Raw genomic sequence first — 23,492 nt, forward strand, 5'->3', positions numbered from 1 at the left:
CGCCCCCTTCCGCTTCCTGCTCTGCCCACTGCCTGGAGGTATCCATGACGCATGCCCCCGTCCCCGCCGTCACCGTCCGTCCCGGGCGCCCCCTGTCCGGGACCGTCCGGGTCGACGGCTCGAAGAACGCCGCGCTGCCCCTGCTGGCGGCGGCCGCGACGATCCGCCGCCCGGTCCGGATGGGCAACGTGCCCGACAGCGCGGACGTGCAACTGCTGCTGGCCCTGCTCCAGCGCTCGGGCCGGCAGTTGGCCCGTCCTTCCGCCGTCCCCCGGTCAGTGGCCCTGCTGCCGCTGGAGAGTCACCCGGCGGTGCCGGAACTGCCGGACGCGGGCCGCATCCGGGCCTCCTACTACCTGGTGCCCGCCCTGCTGGCCGCCTGCGGTCAGGCCCGGCTGCCGTGGCCGGGTGGCTGCCGGATCGGCGACCGGGGCATGGACGAGCACTTCAAGGTCTACGCCGCCTTCGGCGACAAGGTCGAGACCGACCAGGCCGGTTACCGCGTCACCGCCTCGCCGAGCAGCCCCGCGCAGGTGACGGTGGACCTGCCGTTCCGCTCGCGGGGAGCGAGCGTGGCGGCCGTCCTGCGCGCCGTGGCGGGCGGCCACCGGCTGCGGCTGGGCAACCCCAACCTGTCCCCGGAGTTCACCGGGGTGCTGGACTTCCTGCGACAGGCCGGCTGGCAGGCGGACCTCGCCCGGGACGTCCTGCGCGTCGAGCCGCCCGCCGCACCCGACGAGACGGCGACGCTCGACTGGTCGGTACCGGGCGACAAGATCGAGGCCGGGACCTTGGCCTGCGCGATCGCCGCCACCGGCGGCAGCGGCCGGATCGAGGGCGTCCGCGCCCCGGACGTCCGGCCCGTCGCCGAGGCACTGAACCAGCTGGGCATCCCCGTCCGGGCCGAGCCCGACGCCCTGGTCCTGCCCGGTGGCGGCACCCCGACCGGCGCCCCGCTGACGGCCGTCGCCTCGCTCGACCCGGACGGCTTGGACGCCGACTTCGAGCCCGCGTTGCTGGCGCTCGCCCTCGGCCTGCCCGGCACCCACCTGTTCGCCGACGCCATCAACCCCGGCCGCCACGGCAACCTGCTGCCGCAACTCCGCCTCCTCGGAGCCGAGTTCGAGGAGCTCTCCGCCACCCGCTGCCGCCTGACCGGCCCGCAGCGGTTGACCGGCACCGTGGTGGAGGCCATCGACATCCGCACCGGCAGCGCGCTGCTGATCGCCGGACTCACCGCCCGCGGCACCACCACCGTCACCGGACTCGACCAGCTCCGGCGCGGCCACGCCGACCTGCCCGCCAAGCTCCGCGCCCTCGGCGCCGACGTCACCGAGGCCGCCCGGTGACCGGGGCCGCGCGGGTGCTGGAGCGGATCCTCGCCACCACCGACGTCCACTCCCACCTCGCCCACGCCACCGGCTTGCTCTCCCACCTGGGCGCCGAACGCGACCGGTCGCTGATCGTGGACTGCGGGGACTTCTTCGAAGGCACCGGCTACTACCGACTCGGCCGCGGCGGCGTCGAGCGCAAGGTCCTGCTCGCGCTGTACGACGTGATCGCACCGGGCAACCACGGCTGGAGCCACCACTTCGAGCCCGGGCTGCACGAGTTGACGGTGTGCGCGAACGCCGTCGACGCCGTGAGCGACCGGCCGCTGTTCCGCCCGCTACACCTGGCGGAGGTCGGCGGACGGCGGGTGGCGGTCACCGCCGTCATCGGCCCGCAGGCGTTCGCCGCGATCCCGCTCGCCCAGCGCGCCGGGCACCGCGTCACGGACCCGGTGCGGGCGCTGCGCGAACTGCTGCTGGCCCATCACCACGAGGTGGACTCCTGGGTGCTGCTGTCGCACTCGGGCTTCGAACAGGACGTGCGACTGACCGCCGAGTGCCCGTTCCTGGAGGTCGTCTTCGCCGGGCACTGCCACAGCGACCGCTACGGGCCCGAGGCGGTCGGCGGTGCCCTCGTCGTCAAGGGCCCCGAGCACGGGGCCGGCTACGCGCTGGCCGAACCGGTCGCCGGGCCCGGCTGGAGCGCCCGCCCCTGCCGCTTCCCCGCCACCGGCCGGCTCCCGGCCGACCTGGCGGAGATCGGCCGGGAGATCGACACGCTGAAGGACCGCCTGGCCGACCCGCTCGGCCCCGTCGCAGAGTGTTGGCGCAACACCGTCCCCGACCGCAGGGCGCTGCTGGAAGCCGTCGCCGCCGAACTGCACCGGGATCTCGGCGGCAGCATGCTCGTCGTCCTCAACGAGACCGCCCTGCGGCCCGTGCCCCTCGGCGAAGTGCTGCGGACCGAGGATCTGATGGCGGTCGAACCGTTCGGCAACCGGCTCGTCCGCACCGGCCCGCCCGACGACCTGCCCGCGCTGCTGGCGCGCCTGACCGAACGGGCCGGGCCGCTCGTCACGGTGCCCGACCCGCCTCCGCCCGGCCTCCGCCACGTGCTGACCACCGACTACCTCGCCGAGACCTTCCCGTCCGGGCCCGCTGAGGACAGCGGCCGGCCGCTCGGCCAGGTCGTGAGGCACGTCCTCACCCGCACCCCGAGCGTCGAAGGAGCAGCCGAATGATCCTCACCGGCCCGGAGATCACCACGGCCGCCCGCGACGGCCGCCTGCGCATCGCCCCCTTCGAACCCGGCCAGGTCAACCCCAACAGCTACAACGTCCGCCTCGGCCCCACCCTGCTGACGTACACCGAGGAGGTCATCGACGCCCACCGCCCCAACCCCACCAGGGAGTTCGAGATCGGCAACGACGGGTTCGTCCTCCAGCCGGGCCAGCTCTACCTGGGGCACACCGTGGAGGAGGTCGGCTCCGACACCTTCGTCCCGCTGCTGTTCGGCCGTTCCTCCGTCGGCCGGCTCGGCCTGTTCGTCGAGATCACCGCCCCGATCGGCGACCTCGGCTTCCACGGCCAGTGGACGCTCATGCTCTCCCCGACCCGCCCGCTGCGGGTCTACCGGGGCATGAAGATCGGCCAGATCATGTTCTTCCTGTCCGTCGGACCGGTCGACCTCTACAGCGGCAAGTACCAGGCGGCGCTCGGCCCGCAGCCCTCCGGCTACTGGCGCGACCGGCCCGGCACCGAGGCGGCGGCCCGATGATCCTCACCGCTGCCGCCATCGCCGCCGCCGTCGCGGCGGGCGAGATCACCATCGACCCCTTCGACCCGGCCCGGCTCTCCCCCAACGCCTACGACTGGCGCCTCGGCGAGACCTTACGGGTGTGCGAAGGCGACCTGGACGCCGCCGAGCCCACCGCCTTCACCGAGACCGCCCTCCCCGCCGACGGCCTCGTCCTCGAACCCGGCGTGCTGTACCTCGGCGCGACGCTGGAGCACACCGGCTCCGAGCGGTACGCGCAGTTACTCAACGGCGACCGGACCACCGGGGCGCTCGGCATCTGGGTGCACGTCTCCGCCCCGCTCGGCCACGCCGGCCACGCGATCCGCTGGACGCTGGAGATCCGCGCCGCCAAACCGGTCCGGGTCTACCCCGGCATGACCTTCGGGAAGCTGGTCTTCCTGCAGACCTTCGGCGCCCCGGCCAGCTACCAGCAGCTCGGCCTCAAGTACACGGCCACCGACGGCATCGACATCTCCCGCCTCTACGAGGAGATCCCCGGAGGCACCACGTGACCTTCCCCCGCCCCGGCCGCCCCCTGGTGGCGACCTGCCTCGACCTGCCCTTCGGCAGCCCCGGCGGCAGCGTCGAGCTCTTCCTCGACCTGTACACCGGCGACCGCCCGCTCCTCCCCGCCCGCGCCTTCATGCTCCAGCCCGCCGGACCCCGCCCCACCGTCCCGGCCGGGCTCGACCTGCTGCCCGTCACCGGCAAGGCCCTGGAGGGCCCCGCCTTCCGCCGCTACACCGCCGCTCTCGGCCGTGCCCTCGTACACGCCCTGGACGCCGAGCGGATCGGGGTGCTGCACCTGCACCACCTGGCGTTCGGCGCCACCCCCGCCCTGCTGCGGGCGCTGCCCCGACACCCGCGGATCGCCCTGGTGCACGGCACCGACCTGCTCTTCGCCGAGCAGCACCGCGACCAGTTGCGCGTCCTGCGCGAGAGCGCCCGCCTCGCCGACGCGATCGTGGTCCCCACCACGGCCATGGCCGACCACCTGACCCGCCTCGCACCCCGAACCGGCACCGACAAGATCCACCACATCCCGTGGGGCATCCCCGACCACCTGCTCACCGCCCCGCCCGCTCAGGCCACCCGCCCCGGCGGCCCCCGCCTGCGGCTGCTGTACGCCGGGCGGCTCACCCCGGAGAAGGGCGGCGGCGTCCTCGCCGAGGCGCTGGCCGCGGCAGAGCACGTCGAACTGAGCGTCGCCGCCCCGCGCGCGGAGTTCGACGCGCTCCGACCCGCGCTCCGCCAAGCCATCCACCCGGTCCGCTACCTGGGTTGGCTCCGCCGTCCCCAGCTGTGGAAGGCGTTCGCCGAGCACGACGCGCTCGTCATGCCCTCCACCACCCTGGAGGCGATGGGCCTGGTCGCCCTGGAGGCCCAGGCGTGCGGCCTGCCCGTCCTCTACCAGCCCGTCCCCGGCCTGCGCGAGGCCCTCGGCAGCTCCGCCCTGGCCACCGACTTCACCGACGCCGCCACGCTCGCCCGCGACCTGGAACGGTTGCGGACCTCGCCCACGCTGCTGCCCGCCCTGCGGGAGGCCGGCCGGACGAACGCGGCCCGCCACCCGCTCAGCACCACCGCAGCCGCACTGGCCGACCTCGGCACGCAGCTCCGCTGACTCGGCCCCGCGCCGAAGCCCGCCCCGCCCCGGTCGGCTCACTAGGCTGACCGGGGCGGACGTCCACCGTGATTCGGGGAGACCATGACACCCAGCACCGACCGCATCCACCGGCTCCTGGCCGACGGCGTCCGCGACCGCGCCTACCCCGGGGCGGTGTGGGCCGTCGGCGACGCGACCGGCACCCTGGACGGCGGTGCCGTGGGCGTCCTCGACCCGGCTCGCCCCGGCGAGGCCATGCGGCCGGACACCCTGTTCGACGTCGCCAGCCTCACCAAGATCCTCGCCGTCTGGTCCACCGTCGGCACGCTGTGGCAGGACGGCCTGCTGCCGCTGGACGAGCCGCTCGGCGACTTCTGGCCCGAGGTGACCGGCCACCCGCTGGGCCGGGCCACCGCACACCACCTGCTCACCCACACCGCCGGGCTGCCGCTGCGGGCCCAGCTGAAGAACCGCTACGGCACCGACCCCGCCGAGATCCGCGCGGGCGTCCTGCACGAGGCCCTGCAGCGGCCGCCGGGCGAGGCCGTCGAGTACACCGACCGGGCCGCCCTCGTCCTCGGCTACCTCGCCGAACACCTCTCCGAGCAGCCGCTCGACCGCCTCGCCGAGACCCGGATCTGGCAGCCCCTCGGGATGGACGCCACCCGCTTCGGGCCGCTGCCCGCCGACCGGGCCGCCCTCGCCGCCCCCACCGAACTCGACCAGGACACCGGCACCCACCTCAAGGGCACCGCCCACGACTTCTCCGCCCGCCTCCTGAACGGCGTGTGCGGCATCGCCGGCACCTTCTCCACCGCCGCCGACCTCGCCCGCTTCCTCCAGTACCTGCTCGACCCCGCCACCGCCCCGGGAAAGCCCGGCTTCGGCCCCGCCTGGACGCAGGAATCCCTGACCGTCCGGACCGGCACCCTGGAACCCGCCCGCGGCCTGTTCTGGCACCCCGCCCCCGGCGCCAGCCCGGCCGAGGACATCTGGGTGCACTACGGCTTCACCGGCACCGGCCTGTGGGTCTCCCCTCAACTGGGCACCTGGGCTGTCCTGCTGACCAACAAGCTCTACTTCACCCGCGACCGCGAACCGCTCACCACCCTCCGCAACCGCTTCCGCGAGCTCGTCTTCCCCTGATCCAAGCGAACGCGCCAGCGGCGCGGTCTGCGATGTGCGGCCGCCCGTACGGTCAAGAGCGGCCCGGGCTGGCTGGAACTCATCGCAGCAGTTCAGCGGGGGTTTCCTGGGGACAGAATCGTGGTTCGCCGGCGGGGACGAACGATATGCGGGAGAGTCCGGCAAAATCACCGGCGGACGGAGACCACGTCATGTCCCACTCTCAGCACGTCTCGGCCGACACCACCGGCGCAGAGGTACGGGCCGTTCTCGCTCAGCTCGTCCGCCTGGGCGCGCAAGGCGACCTCGAAACCTGGACCGTCCAACAGGCCCGGGACGTCCGCACCCTGGCCGAATGGATCGGGACGACTGCCGGCCGGAGGCTCTCCGATCTCGGCCGGCACCAGCCGAGCGAGTGAGGCGAACGGTCGTCGACGGCTGCCCGCGGAGGTGAGGAAAGAATCCTCCTCACCGTCGGCAACTGGGGCCGCGTCACCACCAACCCGCCGCCGCTGGCTGAGCGTAGTCCCACCGACGGCAGCGCTCCGAACTCACGGCGCGGCACGAAGCCGTTCGCCGCATCAGCCGACGACCGCCCTTTCCCGACAGATCCGCTGCACGGCCCCAACGGAGCGCATCGCCTCCCGGACCAGCGCAGCACCGACGCGGGTCGCTGCTGCGCCGCCTCCAACGGCGGGCGGGCGAACGGTTCCGAGGCCCGCGCAGGGGCGGCAGATGCCCGGTGCGGGCACCGGATCGTGGCACTTGGCGCACTCGACGTACCGAGCTGCTGTTGACCGCACGGGGGCCTGGGCGGGCGGCATCTTGCGCTCAAGCCGGTTGCGGAGCACCGCTGCCGCGGAGTGCAGCGGGACCGGCAGGCCGGGCAACAGGGCATGGGCGAGGTCGACATGGGTTACGCCGCGCTCCAGCCACTCGGCTACCAACGGGGCGAGCGCAAGCGCTTCGGCCTCACCGAGGTGGAGGCGGGGCTCGGGGCGGATCACCCGGAACAGGGTGTCGACCGCCGCGCGGGTCCGCTCGTCCGGCAGCGCCGGGGCGTCCTCGGTTTCCTGCTGGTCGCCCTCCCGCCCGCCCTCCGTCTCGGTCGCCTCGTCGGCGACCGTCTCTTCGCTCACCGCGCCGGTGGGGAGGGAGGGTTCTTGGTACCGGTCCTTTGGAAGGGCGTCAGCACCGCCGGTGGTCGATCCACCGGAGACCGGACGGGTGGCACCCGGCAGCGGCGGGAGCTGCGGGGTGTCGTAGACGTGGGTCTCGGTGACGATCGTGCCGTCGGGCATCCGGATCTTCTCGACCCGGTAGAAGCCGGCCTCGGTCAGCTCCTTCAGGGCCTTGCGGATGGCGCCCCGGCCCTGCGGGCTGGTGTCGGCCATGTGGCGGCCGTCCTCACGCCAGCCGTCAGGGCGCGAGAGAAGGTCGGCGAGCAGGCCGCGGGCGGTGTAGGACAGTTGCCGGTACTGCAGCATCGCGTTGGGCAGCACCGTGAAATTGCGCGCGTGGGCGCTACGATGAACACGCATCGGGAGTTGATCGCTCCTGTTGCCGGACCCCGGGGTGTTACCAGCACCGCCGGGGTCGCCTATTTTCGATTGGACCACGGAACGTAGCACAGGCTCGCCCGAAGATCGGCGTGATCAGCGAGCGACCAGCATCACATTCCCATTAGCCGAAATCCGGCCAACTTACTGCGGAAATCGCCCCCGGCTTCACTCGGGAACCACGAGACCGAAAGACTTCACCCGAAGTAGGTGCCCGCGAGGAGCCCGTCGTAGCCGAGCCCTCGATACATCTGCTCGATGCTCTCCCAAGAGCGTTCCCCAGCTCCCTCGCCCCGGGCAGCGGCGACGTGGTCAGCCTCCAGGTCGTGTTCGCGCCATTCATGGGTGCAGCGGCAGCGAACGAAGACCAGCTCAGGCTGGACATGGATGAGTAGCCAGTCCCGTTCGGCGCCGCACGCGGCACAGGCGAGGACCGCGCCGCGAAGGACCAGGGGGCCGGGGTGGGGGACGGCGAGGACCAGACCAGGGTGCTGGTCACGGCTGGGGTCGGCAGATTCGGTCATGCGGTGCCCTTCGCATCGGTAGTGGTCGCGAGCACCACAAGACGTCCGGCAGCCGGTTGGTTCCCGGCCTCCGCGAAGGACATCGAATCGACACCGAAATCGTGCCACGGTCCGCTTGAAGCGGTCACCCTGCCGTTTACTCTCGAAATTCCGGTGGCCCCGTCCGGAGAACCACAGCGGGTTCTCCGAACGGAGACCGGTCCCGCCGCAACGACTACCGCAGGTCGTGCATCAGTCGGTGCTACCGGGTTTCGGCTTCGCGAGCGATGAGGCGGTCGGCGAGAGCACGCGCTTCGGGGGCGAGTACGTCGAGGGCCTCGCGGGTGAAAGCGCTGTCGGGGTGGTGGGCGAGGTGAAGGAGGCCGCTCCAGTTGTCGGTGATCAGGTGGAGGGCCTGTTGCACCTGCTGGAGGCGCTCCCGGCGCTGGGCGAGGTAGCGGTCGGCACGCAGGCCAGCCTCGTTCCAGTCGATCTCCTCGTCCTCCGCGAGTCGGGCATGCCCGGGGCCGGGGTCTCCGTCGGCTGCGCGTAGGTCGTCGATCCTGCGGACGTGTGCGCGGAGTTCCTCCTCCTCGTGGCGGCGGTCGAGTTCGGCGAGGGCTTCGGCCAGCGTGAGGTCGTCCTCGCCGAGGCGGCCGACGAGGTCGGGGGCCTGGTCGCGGAGCCGGTCGTACTGGGCCTGCCGGGTCTTGGCCTCGGCCTTGTTCTTGCGGGCCTGCTCGTAGGCGGCGTCCAGGCCCATCGCGCCGCTGATCACCGGATCGACGAGCGCGGGGGCGTGCTCGACCACGGTGGTGGCGAGGGACAGCCGCGCGGGGCTGACCCCGAAGCCTTCGGCATCGGCGCGCGCCACGGATTTCGAAGCTGAACGGGCCTTGGCGAGGATCATGGCGCGCTGGCCCTGGTTGAGCTGGCGGCGCAGGGCGTTGGAGATCCAGATCAGGTGTGCCGGGTCGTCGCCCTGGTAGGTGGTGAAGCGGGGTTCGACACTGGCCAGTTCGCAGGCGGCGAGCCGGTTGCGGCCGTCCAGGAGGGTGCCGTGGGCGTCGAGGAGGATCGGCTCGTACTGGCCATTGGTCTTGATGTCCTCGGCGAGGCCGAGGAGTTCGGCCTCGCTGAGCATGGGGAACTCGGCGATGAGGGGGTGGACTTTCACGTGGCTCCTTGCGGATGAGGGTGGCCTGGGGCGGCCAGGCAGAGGCATCCGCCGACCTGGTGGGGCCCGGTCGGCGGGTAGGGGGTGGACGAATGCCGCTCCGGTCAGCGCCCTCGGCGGGCCGTGTCGGGCGACGAAGGCCCCGGCGAAGCAGGCACCGCCGCTGTGGTCGGCGGGGTGGTGGCGCGGCTGGTGGTCCTGGACGCGGCCGCGGCGGTACGGCCCCTGGGCGCGGGAGCGGGGAGCCGGGCGTCGCGACGGACGCGCCAGGTCAGCACGGCGGCTGGCGAGTCGGCGCTGGCGAGCTCCCGCCGTCCAGCGGCGTCGGCGAGCAGGGCGGTGGGGTCGTGACCGGCCTGCTCGGCTTCGGCGAGGGTGGCGGCGAGCACCGCCCAGTCCTCCCCGGCGAGCACCAGCGCGGCTTGGTCGACGGGCAGAGCGCGGCGAACCGCCTCCTCCTGCCGATCACGCACCGGGGCAGGCAGCCGCTGTCCCTGGACATCGAGCAGGGCTGCCGGGCGGGCGGCGTGTCGGCCGTACGCCGTACGCAGGTGGTCGGCCGCGGTGCGAGCGGCCTCGGCCTGGCGCTGGTGGCCCTGGGCGGCGTGCCACTCGGCGATGACGATCGCGAGCAGGATCAGGCTGGACAGGATCGTGGCAACGGCGGCCCCCTCGCCGCCCCGGCCGGTGACCGGGCCGGCATGGAGAAGCTCTCGGGCGGCGGAGCGCATCGCCCGCAGGCCGTCCCGGGCGGCGTGGGTGCGGGCGACGGCGGTGTATTCGAGGGCGCGGGCGGCGTGGTTGATCTCCTTCCGGGAGAGGACGGGGCTGGTGAGGGCGAGGGCGTCCAGGGCTTCGATGCCGCCGCCGACCGCTGCGGCGACCTCGGCGGGGGCGGGATCGTCGTGGAGGGTGCGGGCGGCGTGGTCGACGGTGGCGCTGGCCCGGTAGCGGACCGCTGTCGGTGAGTTGGTGGTGGGCGGGTCGGTGCCGACGGTGAAGCGGGCGTGGATCCGCGGGTGGGTGAGGTCGGCGGCGAGCTTGCTCCCCGAGAACCACACCGGTCCGGCCCCGTCGCCGGTGGGGAGGGCGAACTTGTAGCCGGTCACGTCCCCGGACGGCGCCCTGCGCACGCCCAGCAGCACGCCCTGGGCGGCGAGTCGGGCGGCGAACTCCTCCTCGCTCGCGGCCCCGGCCAGCGCTCGGCGCACCGCGACCCGCAGCCGGTCGCGTTCGCTGGCCTCCCTGCCCTGGCGTTGGGCCTTGCGCAGTTCCGCGCCGGTGGCGCGCTTGGGGGCCGTGGCCCGGTAGGCGCGGGTGCGGGTGTCGGCGAGGCACTTGAGCCCGTACTCGCGCTCGACGGTGGTGAGCTCGTCCTCGACGCGGTACTGGTCCTTGCGGATGTTGGCCTGCCGCAGGTCGGCGCGCACCGTGGTGGCCAGGATGTGGATGTGGTCGTCCGCGTGCCGCACCGCGACCCACCGGCAGCCGTCCGGGTCGCCGTCGGGGGCGATGCCGGCGGCGGCCATCAGGCGCCGGGCGATGTCGCCCCACTCCTCGTCGTCGAGGATCCGGTCGGTCGGGTCGGCGCGGACGATCCGGTGGTAGACGTGGCTCCTGATCTTCCTTTCGTAGCGGACGACGTGGAGGTCGAGGGCGTCCCGCAGCTCCTGGAGGGTCGCGGAGTCGTCGCGGCCGGGGTCGGGGGCGAAGCCGTCCCAGGACGCGACGAGGTGCGGGTCGGTGTGCTCGTTCGCCCGGCCCGGCCCGTACAGGTAGGCGAGCGCGCCGAAGGTGTTGCCCCCGCGGACCGCCTTGCTGATCACCCGCGCCCCGCACCCGCCAGCCGCATCGCCGTCCGGTCGATGCCGGCCACCGCCGTGCGGACGGCGGCGAGCAGTTCGGCGGCGGCGGTGAAGGCGTCACGGACCGGACCGGGCGGCGGAGCGGCGTCCCGGTGGACGTCCCGGACGATCTGGTTGATGTTCCGGCCGATGCCCGCGACCTGCGGACGCAGCGCGGCCAGCTCCTCGATCGCCGCGTCCAACTGCCCGTCGCACGAGACGGTGGCGCTGTCCTCGTCGGCCAGGGCCTTGCGGGCGATCAGGGCGGACACCGAGACGCCCAGCTCCCCGGCGCGCCGACGGAGGTCGGCGGCTTCGTCGGGGTTGAACCGGACCGTGATCTTGGCGTTCTTCAGGTTCGCGGCGTCGCGCTGGCGGCGCTTGGGCTTGCGGCGCAGCGCGGCGATCTCGGTCGCGCGCACGACACGCGGCACAGCGGGCGACGGCACGGCGCTCGAAGTGCGGACGGCGGCGGGCGGCGCTGCGGTGGGCTGCTCCTCCTCCGCCGGTGCCGCGCCCTCGCGGTACCGGTCCGGTGATGCCGCGCTCGGCTTCACCGGCGGGCCCCCGCCCTCGGGGGCCTGCGGCTGCGACCGTCCGTAGGACGGGCGCAGCCACTCGCTTGCTCCGCCGGGGGTGGTGCGGTCGGTGATGTCACCGCAGTCGGACGACGCCTCGGGGTTGTCGGCGGGTTCGTGCGGTGCGGGACGGGTGTCGGTCAGGGGATGCTCCCGGAGCGTCGGTTACGGGGGTGGACGGGGCTGGGGTGTTCGGGGCTCGGCTGTGGCGTGGAAGTGCCGGGGTCGGACGGGCAAGGAAACGCGGACGGTCCGGTCCGCGGTGGAAGTGGGAGCCGGACCGCGCCAGGTCGGACTTCTGCCGATCGGCAGAAGTCCGGAGAACGGTCCGGACTGTCCCGGGAATCGCCGGAACGGGCTCAGCCGGACGGGCGGCGGCGGACCGGGCCGTCCCGGAACTCCTTGCGGAGTTCCTTCATGAGGGCCGTGAAGCGGGTGCTGCCGAGCGGGAGGCCGGCCTCGCGGACCGCTCGTTCGACGACTGCGCGGCTCGGACGGCCGTGCGCCCGGACCGCCGGTCGGCTGACCTCCAGCAGCTTCTCCATCGAGGCGCCCGGCGGCCGACCCGTTCGTCGGGCCGGACCGGCATCGCCAGCGGTCCGCTCGTCGGCCTGCGGCGGGCCTCCGTCCGTCCGGGCTTCGATACCGAGCGGCCCCACCGCCCCTGAGTCCGGGACGGGGACGGCACTCGCGGACGGACCACGGACCGGTCCGGCGGACGGACCGGTCCCGTGCTGGACGGGGACCACCCGCCCAGACTCGGTGTGGGCGCCTCCGAACGACCGCCCCGCAGTGGGGGCGTAGCGGGCGATGAGGATGTAGAGGTGGACGGCACCCCCGAGCGCCAGCGGGGAGACGGCGGACAGGACGGCGACCACGCTGTCGCCGAGCCGGAGCCCTCCAGCCCGAAGAGGCAGGTGGTTCAGGCGTACGGCGTGCAGGGCGTTGGCCCACACGCTGGCGGCGGTCGCGCCGGCGAACAGGGCCCAGGCGTAGGCACGGGCCGTCCGGGGCGCGGTGCTCAGCACCAGCAGGGCGCGCACTCCGTAGGCGATGAAGCCGTCGAGGGTCACCGGGAAGACGTAGGTCAACGGGCCGCGCACGTGGACGGCGACAGCCACCTGCCGCAGCACGTCGAAGGACAGAGCGAACCCTGCCGCCCCGATCAGGACGACGGCAAGGCGGTCACCGGACGCGACGCGAACGGCGCCCGCGCGGAGTGGAACGCGAGTGGGGGATATCGGTGCGGCGGTGGTCGTGGGTGGCTCCAGGGACTCGGCGACGATTCTTTTTGCATCTACTTGCCATGCGACACGCATCAAGCTAGCATGCGATCGGTCGCCCATGCAAGGACGATCGAACCCTGATGCGAGGTGAATCAAATGCCCGACCAGCCAGAAGCGCCGAACGACGCCCCGACGACTCCCCCGCTCAGCGAGGAGCACGCCGCTGAACGGGTCCGCCTGGAACGCGAGTACCTGGGCTGGAGCACCGGCGAGCTCGCCAAGCGCATGACCGCCGCCGGCTACCCGATGAACCAGTCCTCGGTCTGGCGGATCGAGAGCGGCGAACCTCGCCGGCGGATCAACCTGGACGAGGCGATCGGGTTCGCCAAGGTCTTCGGCCTCACGCTGGAGGAGTTCCTCGGCCCGCCCGCTTCCTCCTCCGACAAGCACATCGCCGAGGTCACCGATGTCGTGCTCGACATGTACCGCAGACTGCTCGACCTGATGAAGAGCACCGGCAACGCCTTCAAGCTCGTCGACCAGTACTGCGCCATGTTCCCCCAGCACGCCGAGGAGCTGAACAGCCGCATCGCCCGTGCCCTCACCGAGGAGAACCGTCGTCACGGACCCGTCCGGGAAAGCCCCATGGTCTTCCTCCGGTACCCGGCGTTCCAGCAGGCTCAGCAGCCGTCGGAGCAGACGCCCGGGAGCTGAGCCGCGCCACCGCCCGGGAGCCCCGTGAGGAAGCCTGCCGTCCGTCCATCACCCGACCCCGTTCCTTCACCCCCATCGCGCGAACCGACCGCGTCGATGCCCGCCACCTCCCACTCCCCCGCTACCCGAGGAGCCCCATCACCAACACCTGCCCTCCCCAGCCGAAGCGCGCCCCCGCCCCCGCGTGCGCCCACCGTCCCACCGTCTCCGTGGTCTGGGCGCCGGGAAGCGGCCTGACTCCGGCCGAGCGCGCCCGCCTCCTGCGCCTGCTGTTCGGTCCGCGCACCACAACGGCTCGCGCCCGCCCGGAAACCTCGGCGAACCGCGGGTAATTCGCCTACCCTCACCCCACATCGAGTGCCCCGGCGACGGCTGCAACCGTCCCGGGGCCGGCCGACTGTTCAGGAGTCGACGTGCCGAATCCAAGCACACACATACGGACCGCCACCGACACGGTCACCCGCATCACGCGGCCGCGCGCCCTCCGCGCCGTGGACTACCTGCGGGTGAGCACCGAGGAGCAGAAGCTCGGTTACGGCATCGCCAGCCAGGGCCGCAAGAACAGCCGTCACATCGCGGGCAAGGGCTGGGACCACGTCGGCACCTTCAAGGACGAAGGCGTGTCCGGCTCCAAGGAGATGGGCGAGCGCCCGGACTTCGACCGGTTGATGGAGCAGGCGAAGCTCGACGCGTTCGACGTCGTCGTGGTGGAGAAGGGCGACCGCATCGGCCGGGTCGGCCGGGCCTTCTGGCGCTGGGTCTGGGCGCTGGAGGACGTGGGGATCTTCGTCGCGATCACCAACCGAAACATCGACAACACCACCCCCGAGGGCCGGGCGCAGATGCGGCGCGAGGCCGACTACGCCGAGACCGAATGGGAGAACATCCGGTCCCGCACCCAGGGCGGCCTCCAGGAGAAGGCCCAGGACCCCGGCTCCCCGCACATCGGCGGCCGACCGCCGTACGGCTACCGGATCGCGGACAAGGGCATCAAGGGCGCGTCGCACCTGGTCGTCGACGAGGCCGAGAGCGAGGTCGTGCGCCGCGTCCACGACATGGTGGTGATCGACGGGCTGAACCTGCGCCAGGTCGCCGTCCGCCTCAACGCGGAAGGCGTCACCTGCCGTTCGGGGCGCCCCTGGTCGGCGGCGAACCTCCGCGACCGGATCATGTCCCGCGCGGTGCTGGACGCCGAGTTGGTCTTCCGCGGCGCGCACGCCAAGACCGATGCCGAGGGCCGGCCGCTGTGGGGCGAGTCGGTCAGCATCTCGCTGCCCCGCGTCCTGTCCGAGGACGAAGCCGCCACGCTCCGCCGGAAGGTGGCGGCCCGCGCGCGGACCAGCGGCCGCAACCGGGCGGTCTACCCGCTCAGCGGCCGCCTGATCGGCCTCTGCGGGGCCCGGTACACCGGGATCAGCCGCGAGTCCCTCCCGTACGGCCACCGCAACTACCGGTGCGGCGGCAAGGCCGGCTCCCTGCCCGACCGGCCGGTCTGCGCCTGCTCGTACCTGGACGCTGGGACGGTTGAGCAGCGCGTCTGGTCCGAGGTCGTCGCCCTGCTCGGCGACTCGCGGAAGCTGGAGGAACTGGCCGCCGAGTGGGTCGGCATGTCCGACGGCGACCAGGAGGCACACGCCGAGCGGATCGCCGGCCTCGACCGGCAGATCGAGTCCATGAAGGCGTCCATCACCGCCGTGATCGTGGCCTCCGCGAAGCAGCAGCAGTCCGCCGACGCCATCGCCGCCGCGACGGCGGCCCTGAACGAGGAGTTGCAGCAGCTGGAGGAGATGCGCGCCGAGGCCGCCGCGTGGTTGGCCGAGGTGGAGGAGTCCGACCGCCGGGCCCGCGACCTGAAGGCGTTGGCGAACCTGGCGCAGCATCAGCTGGTGGACATGACGCTGGAGGAGCAGAGCGAAGTGCTGGGCCTGTTGGAGGTGAAGGTGTTCATCGAGGGCCCGGTGCCGGTCCGGGCCGGTGGCCATGCCTGCACCGTGCAGTCCTGGTACCGGTCCGCCGGGGTGGACGTTCCGGCCGCCGACCTGTCGGACGAGCAGTGGGCGCTGGTCTCCCCCCTGCTCCCCGCCGGCCGCCGCGACCGGGTCCGCCGCTCGGTCGACGCGATCTTCGCCAAGGCCCGCACCGGCGTCGCGTGGCCGCTGCTCCGCGAAGCGTACGGCTCGACGAGCACGGCCTCGAAGCACTTCAACGAGTGGGTGGCGCAAGGCTCCTGGGCGAGGCTGAACGCCGCGCTCGCGGAGGCCGAGCGGGTGCCGCTCCCCGTGGTGGAACTGCTGCCGCCTATGCGAATCGAAGGGCGGGTCGACCCCCGCGTGATGCTGAGCGCCGAGGAACGGTCCCGAACGGGATCGTGATGATCAGGACGAAGCAGATGATCCCGGCGAGCGCGTAGCCGATGGCCATCCACAGGCCGCAGAAGAGCAGCCAGATCACGTTGAGCAGGAAGTTGACCAGCTTCATGCCCTCCAGGCTCGCACGCCCCGCCACCTCCGGCCAGGCACCGTCCGCGAGCGGTCGGTCCGGCGGCGGGTCAGGCCGCCCCCCGGGTCCTCGCCCCCGTGAAGAACCCGTCCGCCGCCCGGACCGTCTCCGGATCGGCCAGGGCCTGTCCGGGGGCGGTGCTGTTGCCGAACAGCGTTCCGCCCCAGGGCATGCCCAGGTAGTCGGCGGTGTTGCGGAGCGTCCCGACCAGCGGGTCGGCCAGGGTCGGGTCCGTCGAGGAGAACGTGCTGACCGCCCACATCGTCCGGCCGGCCATCCGCTGCTTGAAGTCCACGCCCGGCACCCGCATCCAGCCGGACCAGTGGTCGAGGTAGAGCTTCACCGGGGCCGAGACGCTGTACCAGTAGAGCGGGGAGACCACGACCAGGTCGGTGGCGCCGAGGGTGGCGTCGAGCAGCAGCCGGGCGTTCCCGGTCGGCGGCTCGTAGCGGCCGGATCCGGTGTGCCGGACGTCCTCGAAGGCCGGCAGCGGCAGTTCGCTCAGCCGCAGCCACTGCTGCTCGGCCGCCGCGGGCAGCGCCGCCGCCGCGCGCCGGGCCAGCGCCTCGCTGTTGCCGTCGGGACGCGCGCTCCCGAGCAGGAACAGGAACTTCCGGGGCCCCGCGGGGTTGGTGTTCGACATCGTCAGCTCTCCGGCCCCGTTCCGGGGCCAAGGGTCGTGGTGGTCGTGGTGGTCGTGGCGGTCGGGCGGGTGGTCCGGCCGGCCGCGGTGGTGTCGTGGATCCGCACCTGCCCCGTGCAGGACAGCGGTCGGGCGAGTGCCGCCTGCACCGCGTCCCGCAGGCGCAGGTCGCGGACCGTCCAGTCGTCGCCGGTGGGCAGCCCGGCCCGGACGGTGCCGGTGGTGACGGCCGGGTGGACCACGACGTGGCGCGGGTCGGTGCCCGCAGGCAGGTCGGCCGCCTTCATCAGGGCCTCTTTCCGGGTCCAGGCTCGGAGCAGGGCGGTCCGGCGCGCGTCCGCGCCCAGCGACCGGACCTGTCGGCGCTCCGGCGGTGCCAGGCAGCGGCCGGCCAGGCCCTCGGTGTCGATCGGCCGGACGTGCTCCAGGTCGACGCCGAGCGGGTCGCCGACGGCCAGGCCGAGCAGCCACAGTTCACCCGAACGGGCGGAGCTGAGGAAGACCGGCTCGCCGGGCACTCCCGCCAGCCGGAGCCCGGATCGGCCCCCGCCGGCCCGTTCCAGGCGGACGGCCCCGGGAGCGGCCCCGAGGTAGCCCGCCACGGCCCGGCGGATGCCCGCCCATACTGCCACGAATCCGGCACGGTCCTCCGGCCTGGTCAACCTCGCGCACCGGGCCCGTTCGTCCGCCGAGAGCAGCCCGACGTCCCGGTGGGGCTCGCCGGTCGCCTCGCCGAACCAGAAGTGTGCCTCCCCCGGCCGGGGCAGCGGGCGCACGGTCGGTTCCCCGGTCACGCACGCTCCGCCACCAGTGCCCGGACGGCTTCGACGGCGTCCGCGACGGCGGCCGGGTTCGTGCCGCCGCCCTGCGCGACGTCGTCCTTGCCGCCACCGCCGGACGGTTGCCCAGCCGGGCCCGGACGTCCAGCACCAGCTTGCGCAGCTCGTCCGCACCCGTGCCGTCCCCGACCCGGGCCGCGACCAGCGCCACGCCCCGGACGTCCTCCGCGCCCTGGGCCAGACCGGCCGCGGCCGCCAGGACCTTCTCCGCGCGGAACCGCTCGATCTCCTTCTCCGCGTCCTTCAGCCTGCCGAGCATGCCGGAGATCTTCTCCGGCAGCTCCTCCGGGCGGCCCTTGACCAGCTCGGTCAGCTGGGCGACCACGGTGTGCTCGCGCGCCAGGAACCTGTACGCGTCGGCACCGACCAGCGCCTCCACCCGCCGCACACCCGAACCGATCGAGGACTCGCCCAACAGCTTCACCAAACCCAGCTGCGCGGTGTTGCCCACGTGCGTGCCACCGCCCAGCTCCTTGGAGAAGTCCCCGATGGTCACCACCCGCACCGAGTCGCCGTGCTTCTCACCGAACATCGCGATCGCGCCCTGCTCGCGCGCCTGGTCCATCGTCATCACCTCCGCGGTGACGTCGAGCTCGCGGACCAGCACCTCGTTGATCTTCTGCTCGACGTCGGCCAGCACGTCGAGGTCGTAGGCGCGGCCGTAGCGCCGCTGGGTGCCGGCCGGCAGGGCCGCCGCCTCCCGGTAGCACGCGGCGAGGGGTGCCCGGGTGATCTCGCACCCGGCCGCCGCGAAAGCCTTGACCTCCTGCTTGACCGAGTCGCGCCGCCCCTTCGAGGGAAGGGTCCGCAGCCACTCCGGCCAGCCGCCCTCCGGCACCGACCCCCAGGCGTCGGTGGTGATTGGCACCGCCACCGGGCGTACTGCCCCGGCGGAGAGACCAGCGTCCAGTGGCGAGAGGGCCGGAGCCAGGCAGGCGCCTCGGTCACCCGGGTCCGGTTCGCCGCCCGGCACTGCGACCTCTGCGAACTACGGGCCTCGGGCACCAACCGCCACGACCGGGTGCAATCTCACGCTGAGACCCCGACCCGAACACGACATCCTCCGCCGGACTCGCATCGAGCAGGCAACCGACCACTGGCGCCGCCGCTACGGACACCGCGCCAGCGTCGAAGGCACCGTCTCCCAAGCCGTCCAAGCCTTCGAACTGCGCAGATCCCGCTACCGCGGCCTCGCCAAGACCCAACTGCAACACCACCTCACCGGCGCGGCCATCAACCTCACCCGCCTTGACGCCTGGCTCACCGGCAGACCCCTCGCCCGCACCCGCGTCTCGCCCTTCGCAGCACTCCGCCCCGCTGGATGAGATCCAGCGGGGCGGAGTCAACCAACAGCGTCAGAGGAGGGGCGGGCCGCTCGTCGGCCGGGCGGACGCCGGGTCAGGCCAGCAGCTTGTCCTTGGCCCGCTGGTACTCCTCCTCGGACAGCGCGCCGCTGCTCTTCAGGTCGGCCAGCTTCGCCAGGTCCTCCACGTGCCCGCCGGCCCCGCCGCCGGGGGCCCCGCCGCCACCGCTGCCCGCCGCCTTGCGGACGTAGTCCTGGAACGCCGCGTCGGCCTTCCTGGCCTGGTCGACGTCCCGCTGCTGCATCGAGCCGCCGCGGGCGATCAGGTAGACCAGGACGCCCAGGAACGGCAGCAGGATCACGAAGATCGTCCAACCGGCCTTGCCCCAGCCGCCCATGTCGTCGCTGCGGAAGATGTCGGTGATGATCTTGAACAGCAGGAAGAACCAGAGGATCCAGAGGAACAGCTCCAGCATCGTCCAGAAGAGGTTGAGCAGCGGATAGTTGTCCATGACGCTCCGATCCCGCGCACAGTCAGACGGAACGCCCCCGCGCCTCGAACGGCGTAGGGACGAAACGATTCCTATCACCGCAAAACGGACGGCGCACGTCGGGCCGGGCCTCCGGGCGACCGGGGATCAGCGGGCGGGCGGGCCGGGATCGGCGCCCGGCCGGCGGGCGGTCAGCGCCCGGCCATCCGCTCCAGGCGGGCGATCCGCTCGCGCATCGGCGGGTGGGTGGAGAACAGCTTGGCGCCGCGCTCGCCGGGCCGGAACGGGTTGGCGATCATCATGTGGCTGGCGGTCTGCAGCTGCGGCTCGGGCGGCAGCGGCAGCCGCTGGGTGCCGGAGTCGAGCTTGCGCAGGGCACTGGCCAGGGCGAGCGGGTCGCCGGTGATCCGGGCCCCGTCGGCGTCCGCCTGGTACTCGCGGGAGCGGCTGACGGCCAGTTGGATCAGGCCGGCCGCGACCGGACCCAGGATCATGATCGCCAGCATGCCGACCAGCCCCGGTCCCTCGTCGTCGTCCGAGCGACCGATCGGGATCAGCCAGGCGAAGTTGACCAGGAACATCACCACCGAGGCGAGCGCCCCGGCCACCGAGGAGATCAGGATGTCCCGGTTGTAGACGTGGCTCAGCTCGTGGCCGAGGACGCCGCGCAGCTCGCGCTCGTCCAGCAGCTGCAGGATGCCGTCGGTGCAGCAGACCGCCGCGTTGCGCGGGTTACGGCCGGTGGCGAAGGCGTTCGGCGCGGGCGTGGGCGAGATGTACAGCCGGGGCATCGGCTGGCGGGCGGCGGTGGAGAGCTCGCGGACGATCCGGTACAGCTGCGGGGCCTCGATCTCGCTGACCGGGCGGGCCCGCATCGCGCGCAGCGCCAGCTTGTCGCTGTTCCAGTACGCGTAGGCGTTGGTGCCGACCGCGACCAGCAGGGCCACCAGCAGGCCGGCGCGGCCGAAGAAGCTGCCGATCACCAGGATCAGCGCGGAGAGGCCGCCCAGCAGGAGGGCCGTCCGCAATCCGTTGTGGTGGCTGTGCACTGCGGGCCCTCCTGTGGTGCCGGTGGAAGCCGTGGAGGCGCTTCCCTCTGCCGGGATCAACGCTCCGAGCTGGCCGGTTCGTTCCCCCGGGCATTCGACCACAGGTCAGAACAGGCTGCCCGACACCACCTGGAGCACCAGCTGCGGAGCCACCGAGAGCACCACCGCGCCGACCCCGGCGAGGCCCAGCGCGGCCCCCAGCGAGGCCGGGACGCGACGGCCGGCGGCGGCCGGGGCCTCGCCGCCCCCGGTCGCCGGGGCGAACAGCAGCGCGGTCCACTTCAGGTAGTAGGCGAGCGCGATCACCACGTTCACCGCCATCACCACGGCCAGCCAGCCGAGGCCGGCGTCCACGGCCGCGCGGAACACCACGACCTTGCCGAACAGGCCGACCACGCCCGGCGGCAGGCCCGCCAGGCAGAGCAGGAAGAACGCCAGCGCGAACGCCGCCCAGCGGTTGCGCCCGGCCAGCCCGCGGAACCCGTCCAGCCCGCCCCGGCCGCCGACCAGCGCCACCACGCCGAACGCGCCCAGGTTCACCAGGCCGTAGACCAGCGCGTACGCCACGGTCGCGCCCAGCGGCCCGGCCGACCCGGCGTACCCGGCGGCGGCCAGCGGCACCAGCAGGTAGCCGGCCTGGCCGACCGAGGACCAGGCCAGCAGCCGGACCGCCCCGTGCGGGGTGTCGGTGCGCTGGCGCAGCGCGGCCGCGTTGCCGAAGGTCATGGTGAGCGCGGCGAGCACCGCCAGCACCAGGCCCCAGGTGTGGCCGTACGGGCGGAACGCGACGGTGGTGACCAGCGCCAGGCCGGACAGGCCGGCCGCCTTGCCGACCACCGAGAGGTAGCCGGCCACCGGCAGCGGCGCGCCCACGTACGTGTCGGGCACCCAGAAGTGGAACGGGACGGCGGCGGTCTTGAACGCGAAGCCGACCAGCGTCAGCACCGCGCCCGCCTCGGCGAGCGGCTTCAACTGGCCGGGGGCGTGCGCCAGTCCGTCGGCGATGCCCTGGAGCTGGACGGTGCCGGCGGCGGCGTAGACGAAGCTGACGCCGAGCAGCATCACGGCGGTCGCGGTGACCGAGGAGAGGAAGAACTTCAGCGCGCTCTCCGCGCCCCGGCCGTCCCGGCGCAGGCCGACCAGCGCGAACGCCGGCAGGGTGGCGACCTCCAGCGCGATCACCAGGGTGGCGAGGTCCCGGGAGGCGGGCAGCAGGGCGGCGCCGCAGGCGGAGGAGAGCAGCAGGAACCAGTACTCGCCGCCGGGCAGTTTCTCCTCGTCGACGGTGTGCAGGGAGAGCAGCACGGTCAGCAGCGCGCCGCCCAGCGCCAGCAGCTGGAAGGCGAGCGCGAAGTGGTCGGCGGTGTAGGAGCAGCCGCCGCCCGGGCTCCTGAAGCAGAACGTCGAGCGGGTGTCGCCGAGCGCGAGCGGGAGCAGCGCGGCGAGCGCGGCCAGCAGCCCGGCGGCGCTCAGCCACCCGAGCAGGCGCTTGCGGGCCTCGGGCAGGAAGAGGTCCGCGACCAGCACGGCGAGGGCGGCGAGCGCGGCGATCAGCGGCGGGGCGACGGCCACCCAGTCGACGGACTGGATCAGGCCGCCCGGGTCGGCGACGGCGAGCGGCGTCAGCGGAGTCATGAGGGGCTGCCCCAGGTCGTGAGCGGGGGCCATCAGCCGCCTCCGAGGAGGTGCTTGACGGCCGGGTCGGAGAGGCCGAGGAGCAGGGCCGGCCACAGGCCCGCGAGCAGGGTGAGCGCGGCCAGCGGCGTCCAGCTGACGGCCTCGTGGGCCTGGAGGTCGGGCAGTTCGGCGACCGGGGCGGGCTGCTTCGGGTCGCCCATGCAGACCCGCTTGACCACGATCAGCAGGTAGCCGGCGGTCAGCAGGGTGCCGAGGCCGGCCAGCACCATGTAGGTGACGAACGCGGGCCGGGAGAGCCCGGCGGCCGGGTCGAACGCGCCGTACATGGCGAGCAGTTCGCCCCAGAAGCCGGCCAGTCCCGGCAGGCCGAGGCTGGCGACGGCGGCGAACGCGAGCAGCGCGCCGATCCGCGGGGCCCGGCCGTAGAGCGCGGCGCCGGTGGCTCCGGAGAGGGTGTCCAGGTCGGCGGTGCCGTAGCGGTCCTTGACCGCGCCGACCACGAAGAACAGCAGGCCGGTGATCAGGCCGTGCGCGATGTTCGCGAACAGCGCGCCGTTCAGGCCGGTCGGGGTGAGCGAGGCGATGCCGAGCAGCACGAAGCCCATGTGGCCGACCGAGGAGTACGCGATCAGCCGCTTCAGGTCGCCCTTGGCGCCCGCGCGCGCCAGCGCGAGGCAGGCGAGCGAGCCGTAGACGATGCCGACGGCGGCGAACGCGCCCAGGTAGGGGGCGAAGGTCGCGGTGCCGTCGGGGACGACCGGGAGCAGCACCCGGACCAGGCCGTAGGTGCCCATCTTGAGCATCACGCCGGCCAGCAGCACCGAGCCGACGGTCGGGGCGGCGGTGTGCGCGTCGGGCAGCCAGGAGTGCAGCGGCCAGGCCGGGGCCTTCACCGCGAGGCCGACCAGGACGGCCAGCGCGGCGACCAGCTGGGTGGTGTGGGACAGCCCGGCGCCGTGCGCGTCGGCGAGCTTCACCATGTCGAAGGTGCCGGCCTTGACGCCGATCAGCAGGAAGCCGAGCAGCATCACGGCGGAGCCGAGCAGGGTGTACAGGATGAACCGGTTGGCGGCGGCGGTCTTCTTGCCGCTGCCCCAGCGGGAGACCAGGAAGTACATCGGGATCAGCACGATCTCGAAGGCCAGGAAGAACAGCACCAGGTCGAGCACCGCGAAGGTGGCCAGCATGCCGGTCTCCAGCAGGAGCAGCAGCCCGGTGAAGGCCCGGCCGCCGGGCCCGGCGGGGAGCTTCTTCACCGAGTAGAGCGCGCACAGGAAGGTCAGCAGCGCGGTGAGCACCAGCAGCGGCAGCGAGATGCCGTCGGTGCCCAGGTGCAGGCGGACGTCCAGCGCGGGGATCCACGACACGTCGGTGACGGCCTGCATCCGGCCGGGGTCGCCGTGGTCGAAGCCCGCGGCGAGGGCGACCGCCAGCAGCAGGGTGCCGCCGGTGACGGTGGCGCCGAGGCGCAGCGCCTGCCGGTCGCCGATCGGGGCGAGCATCAGGGCGGCGCCGAGCAGCGGCAGGGCCAGGAGGGCGATGAGGACCGCGTTCATCGGGGGCTCCAAG

23 protein-coding genes and 1 pseudogene are annotated in these 23,492 nt (G+C 73.3%); 10 read left to right on the top strand and 14 right to left on the bottom strand.

Features of this window, described 5'->3' with window-relative positions:
• Positions 1-44: 44 nt before the first annotated feature.
• From KSE_RS16150 to KSE_RS16180, 7 genes are all read left to right on the top strand, one after another.
• Positions 45-1,349 carry a UDP-N-acetylglucosamine 1-carboxyvinyltransferase gene (locus KSE_RS16150; protein ID WP_014136384.1) on the top strand — a complete coding sequence of 435 codons (1,305 nt, stop codon included), beginning with the start codon at positions 45-47 and terminating at the stop codon, positions 1,347-1,349.
• On the top strand, positions 1,346-2,572 hold the full coding sequence (locus KSE_RS16155) for a metallophosphoesterase (protein WP_014136385.1): 1,227 nt from the start codon (positions 1,346-1,348) through the stop codon (positions 2,570-2,572). The genes KSE_RS16150 and KSE_RS16155 overlap by 4 nt, the downstream gene beginning before the upstream one ends.
• A complete protein-coding gene (gene dcd / locus KSE_RS16160) occupies positions 2,569-3,108 on the top strand; it encodes a dCTP deaminase (RefSeq protein WP_014136386.1) in 540 nt (179 codons plus the stop codon). Before KSE_RS16155 ends, dcd begins: the two co-directional genes overlap by 4 nt.
• Positions 3,105-3,641 (top strand): dCTP deaminase, encoded by a 537-nt coding sequence (locus KSE_RS16165; RefSeq protein WP_014136387.1) that lies wholly within the window; start codon positions 3,105-3,107, stop codon positions 3,639-3,641. Before dcd ends, KSE_RS16165 begins: the two co-directional genes overlap by 4 nt.
• Positions 3,638-4,753 (top strand): glycosyltransferase family 4 protein, encoded by a 1,116-nt coding sequence (locus tag KSE_RS16170; protein ID WP_014136388.1) that lies wholly within the window; start codon positions 3,638-3,640, stop codon positions 4,751-4,753. The genes KSE_RS16165 and KSE_RS16170 overlap by 4 nt, the downstream gene beginning before the upstream one ends.
• A gap of 84 nt (positions 4,754-4,837) precedes the next feature.
• Positions 4,838-5,881 carry a serine hydrolase domain-containing protein gene (locus tag KSE_RS16175; RefSeq protein WP_014136389.1) on the top strand — a complete coding sequence of 348 codons (1,044 nt, stop codon included), beginning with the start codon at positions 4,838-4,840 and terminating at the stop codon, positions 5,879-5,881.
• A gap of 191 nt (positions 5,882-6,072) precedes the next feature.
• Positions 6,073-6,279 carry a hypothetical protein gene (locus KSE_RS16180; RefSeq protein ID WP_014136390.1) on the top strand — a complete coding sequence of 69 codons (207 nt, stop codon included), beginning with the start codon at positions 6,073-6,075 and terminating at the stop codon, positions 6,277-6,279.
• 162 nt (positions 6,280-6,441) lie between these two features.
• On the opposite strand, the gene KSE_RS16185 is transcribed toward KSE_RS16180, so the two are convergent.
• The 6 genes from KSE_RS16185 to KSE_RS16210 all read right to left on the bottom strand — a co-directional run bounded on the left by KSE_RS16185 (position 6,442) and on the right by KSE_RS16210 (position 12,642).
• Complete coding sequence (locus KSE_RS16185) at positions 6,442-7,362, bottom strand: hypothetical protein (protein WP_231873177.1); 921 nt, start codon at positions 7,360-7,362, stop codon at positions 6,442-6,444.
• A gap of 254 nt (positions 7,363-7,616) precedes the next feature.
• On the bottom strand, positions 7,617-7,943 hold the full coding sequence (locus KSE_RS16190) for a hypothetical protein (RefSeq protein ID WP_014136392.1): 327 nt from the start codon (positions 7,941-7,943) through the stop codon (positions 7,617-7,619).
• 241 nt (positions 7,944-8,184) lie between these two features.
• Positions 8,185-9,099, bottom strand: a complete 915-nt coding sequence (locus tag KSE_RS38500) for a ParB N-terminal domain-containing protein (protein WP_014136393.1) — start codon at positions 9,097-9,099, stop codon at positions 8,185-8,187.
• A gap of 104 nt (positions 9,100-9,203) precedes the next feature.
• Positions 9,204-10,925, bottom strand: a complete 1,722-nt coding sequence (locus KSE_RS16200) for a relaxase/mobilization nuclease domain-containing protein (RefSeq protein WP_014136394.1) — start codon at positions 10,923-10,925, stop codon at positions 9,204-9,206.
• Positions 10,922-11,365, bottom strand: coding sequence for a plasmid mobilization protein (locus KSE_RS38505; protein ID WP_014136395.1), 444 nt, complete (start codon positions 11,363-11,365; stop codon positions 10,922-10,924). The genes KSE_RS16200 and KSE_RS38505 overlap by 4 nt, the downstream gene beginning before the upstream one ends.
• A 515-nt stretch (positions 11,366-11,880) precedes the next feature.
• Positions 11,881-12,642: a DUF2637 domain-containing protein gene (locus KSE_RS16210; RefSeq protein WP_407927440.1), complete on the bottom strand. Its 762-nt coding sequence runs from the start codon at positions 12,640-12,642 to the stop codon at positions 11,881-11,883.
• Between the two features lie 261 nt (positions 12,643-12,903).
• On the opposite strand from KSE_RS16210, the gene KSE_RS16215 reads away from it, so the two are divergent.
• Positions 12,904-13,461 (top strand): helix-turn-helix domain-containing protein, encoded by a 558-nt coding sequence (locus KSE_RS16215; RefSeq protein WP_014136397.1) that lies wholly within the window; start codon positions 12,904-12,906, stop codon positions 13,459-13,461.
• 413 nt (positions 13,462-13,874) lie between these two features.
• A complete protein-coding gene (locus tag KSE_RS16220) occupies positions 13,875-15,833 on the top strand; it encodes a recombinase family protein (protein ID WP_014136398.1) in 1,959 nt (652 codons plus the stop codon).
• On the opposite strand, the gene KSE_RS46240 is transcribed toward KSE_RS16220, so the two are convergent.
• From KSE_RS46240 to KSE_RS40040, 4 genes and pseudogenes are all read right to left on the bottom strand, one after another.
• Complete coding sequence (locus KSE_RS46240) at positions 15,760-15,939, bottom strand: YccF domain-containing protein (RefSeq protein WP_081539859.1); 180 nt, start codon at positions 15,937-15,939, stop codon at positions 15,760-15,762. The genes KSE_RS16220 and KSE_RS46240 overlap by 74 nt on opposite strands.
• Positions 15,940-16,009: 70 nt before the next feature.
• On the bottom strand, positions 16,010-16,603 hold the full coding sequence (locus tag KSE_RS16225; protein WP_014136400.1) for a flavodoxin family protein: 594 nt from the start codon (positions 16,601-16,603) through the stop codon (positions 16,010-16,012).
• 2 nt (positions 16,604-16,605) lie between these two features.
• Positions 16,606-17,121 carry a 4'-phosphopantetheinyl transferase family protein gene (locus KSE_RS38510; protein WP_051055246.1) on the bottom strand — a complete coding sequence of 172 codons (516 nt, stop codon included), beginning with the start codon at positions 17,119-17,121 and terminating at the stop codon, positions 16,606-16,608.
• Between the two features lie 272 nt (positions 17,122-17,393).
• Positions 17,394-18,082 (bottom strand): annotated as a pseudogene (locus KSE_RS40040) (alanine--tRNA ligase); the annotation flags it as partial.
• A gap of 217 nt (positions 18,083-18,299) precedes the next feature.
• Between KSE_RS40040 and KSE_RS40045 the strand changes: the two are divergent.
• Positions 18,300-18,767 (top strand): transposase, encoded by a 468-nt coding sequence (locus KSE_RS40045; protein WP_157850037.1) that lies wholly within the window; start codon positions 18,300-18,302, stop codon positions 18,765-18,767.
• 73 nt (positions 18,768-18,840) lie between these two features.
• Here the strand turns inward: KSE_RS40045 and KSE_RS16240 are convergent, their stop codons facing one another.
• From KSE_RS16240 to KSE_RS16255, 4 genes are all read right to left on the bottom strand, one after another.
• Positions 18,841-19,257, bottom strand: coding sequence for an SHOCT domain-containing protein (locus KSE_RS16240; RefSeq protein ID WP_014136404.1), 417 nt, complete (start codon positions 19,255-19,257; stop codon positions 18,841-18,843).
• Positions 19,258-19,427: 170 nt separating this feature from the next.
• On the bottom strand, positions 19,428-20,285 hold the full coding sequence (gene htpX / locus KSE_RS16245; protein ID WP_014136405.1) for a zinc metalloprotease HtpX: 858 nt from the start codon (positions 20,283-20,285) through the stop codon (positions 19,428-19,430).
• 105 nt (positions 20,286-20,390) lie between these two features.
• Positions 20,391-21,920: an NADH-quinone oxidoreductase subunit N gene (locus KSE_RS16250; RefSeq protein WP_051055842.1), complete on the bottom strand. Its 1,530-nt coding sequence runs from the start codon at positions 21,918-21,920 to the stop codon at positions 20,391-20,393.
• A gap of 32 nt (positions 21,921-21,952) precedes the next feature.
• Complete coding sequence (locus KSE_RS16255) at positions 21,953-23,479, bottom strand: complex I subunit 4 family protein (protein WP_014136407.1); 1,527 nt, start codon at positions 23,477-23,479, stop codon at positions 21,953-21,955.
• Positions 23,480-23,492: the final 13 nt, after the last annotated feature.

This window comes from Kitasatospora setae KM-6054 (assembly GCF_000269985.1).
Lineage (GTDB): Bacteria > Actinomycetota > Actinomycetes > Streptomycetales > Streptomycetaceae > Kitasatospora > Kitasatospora setae.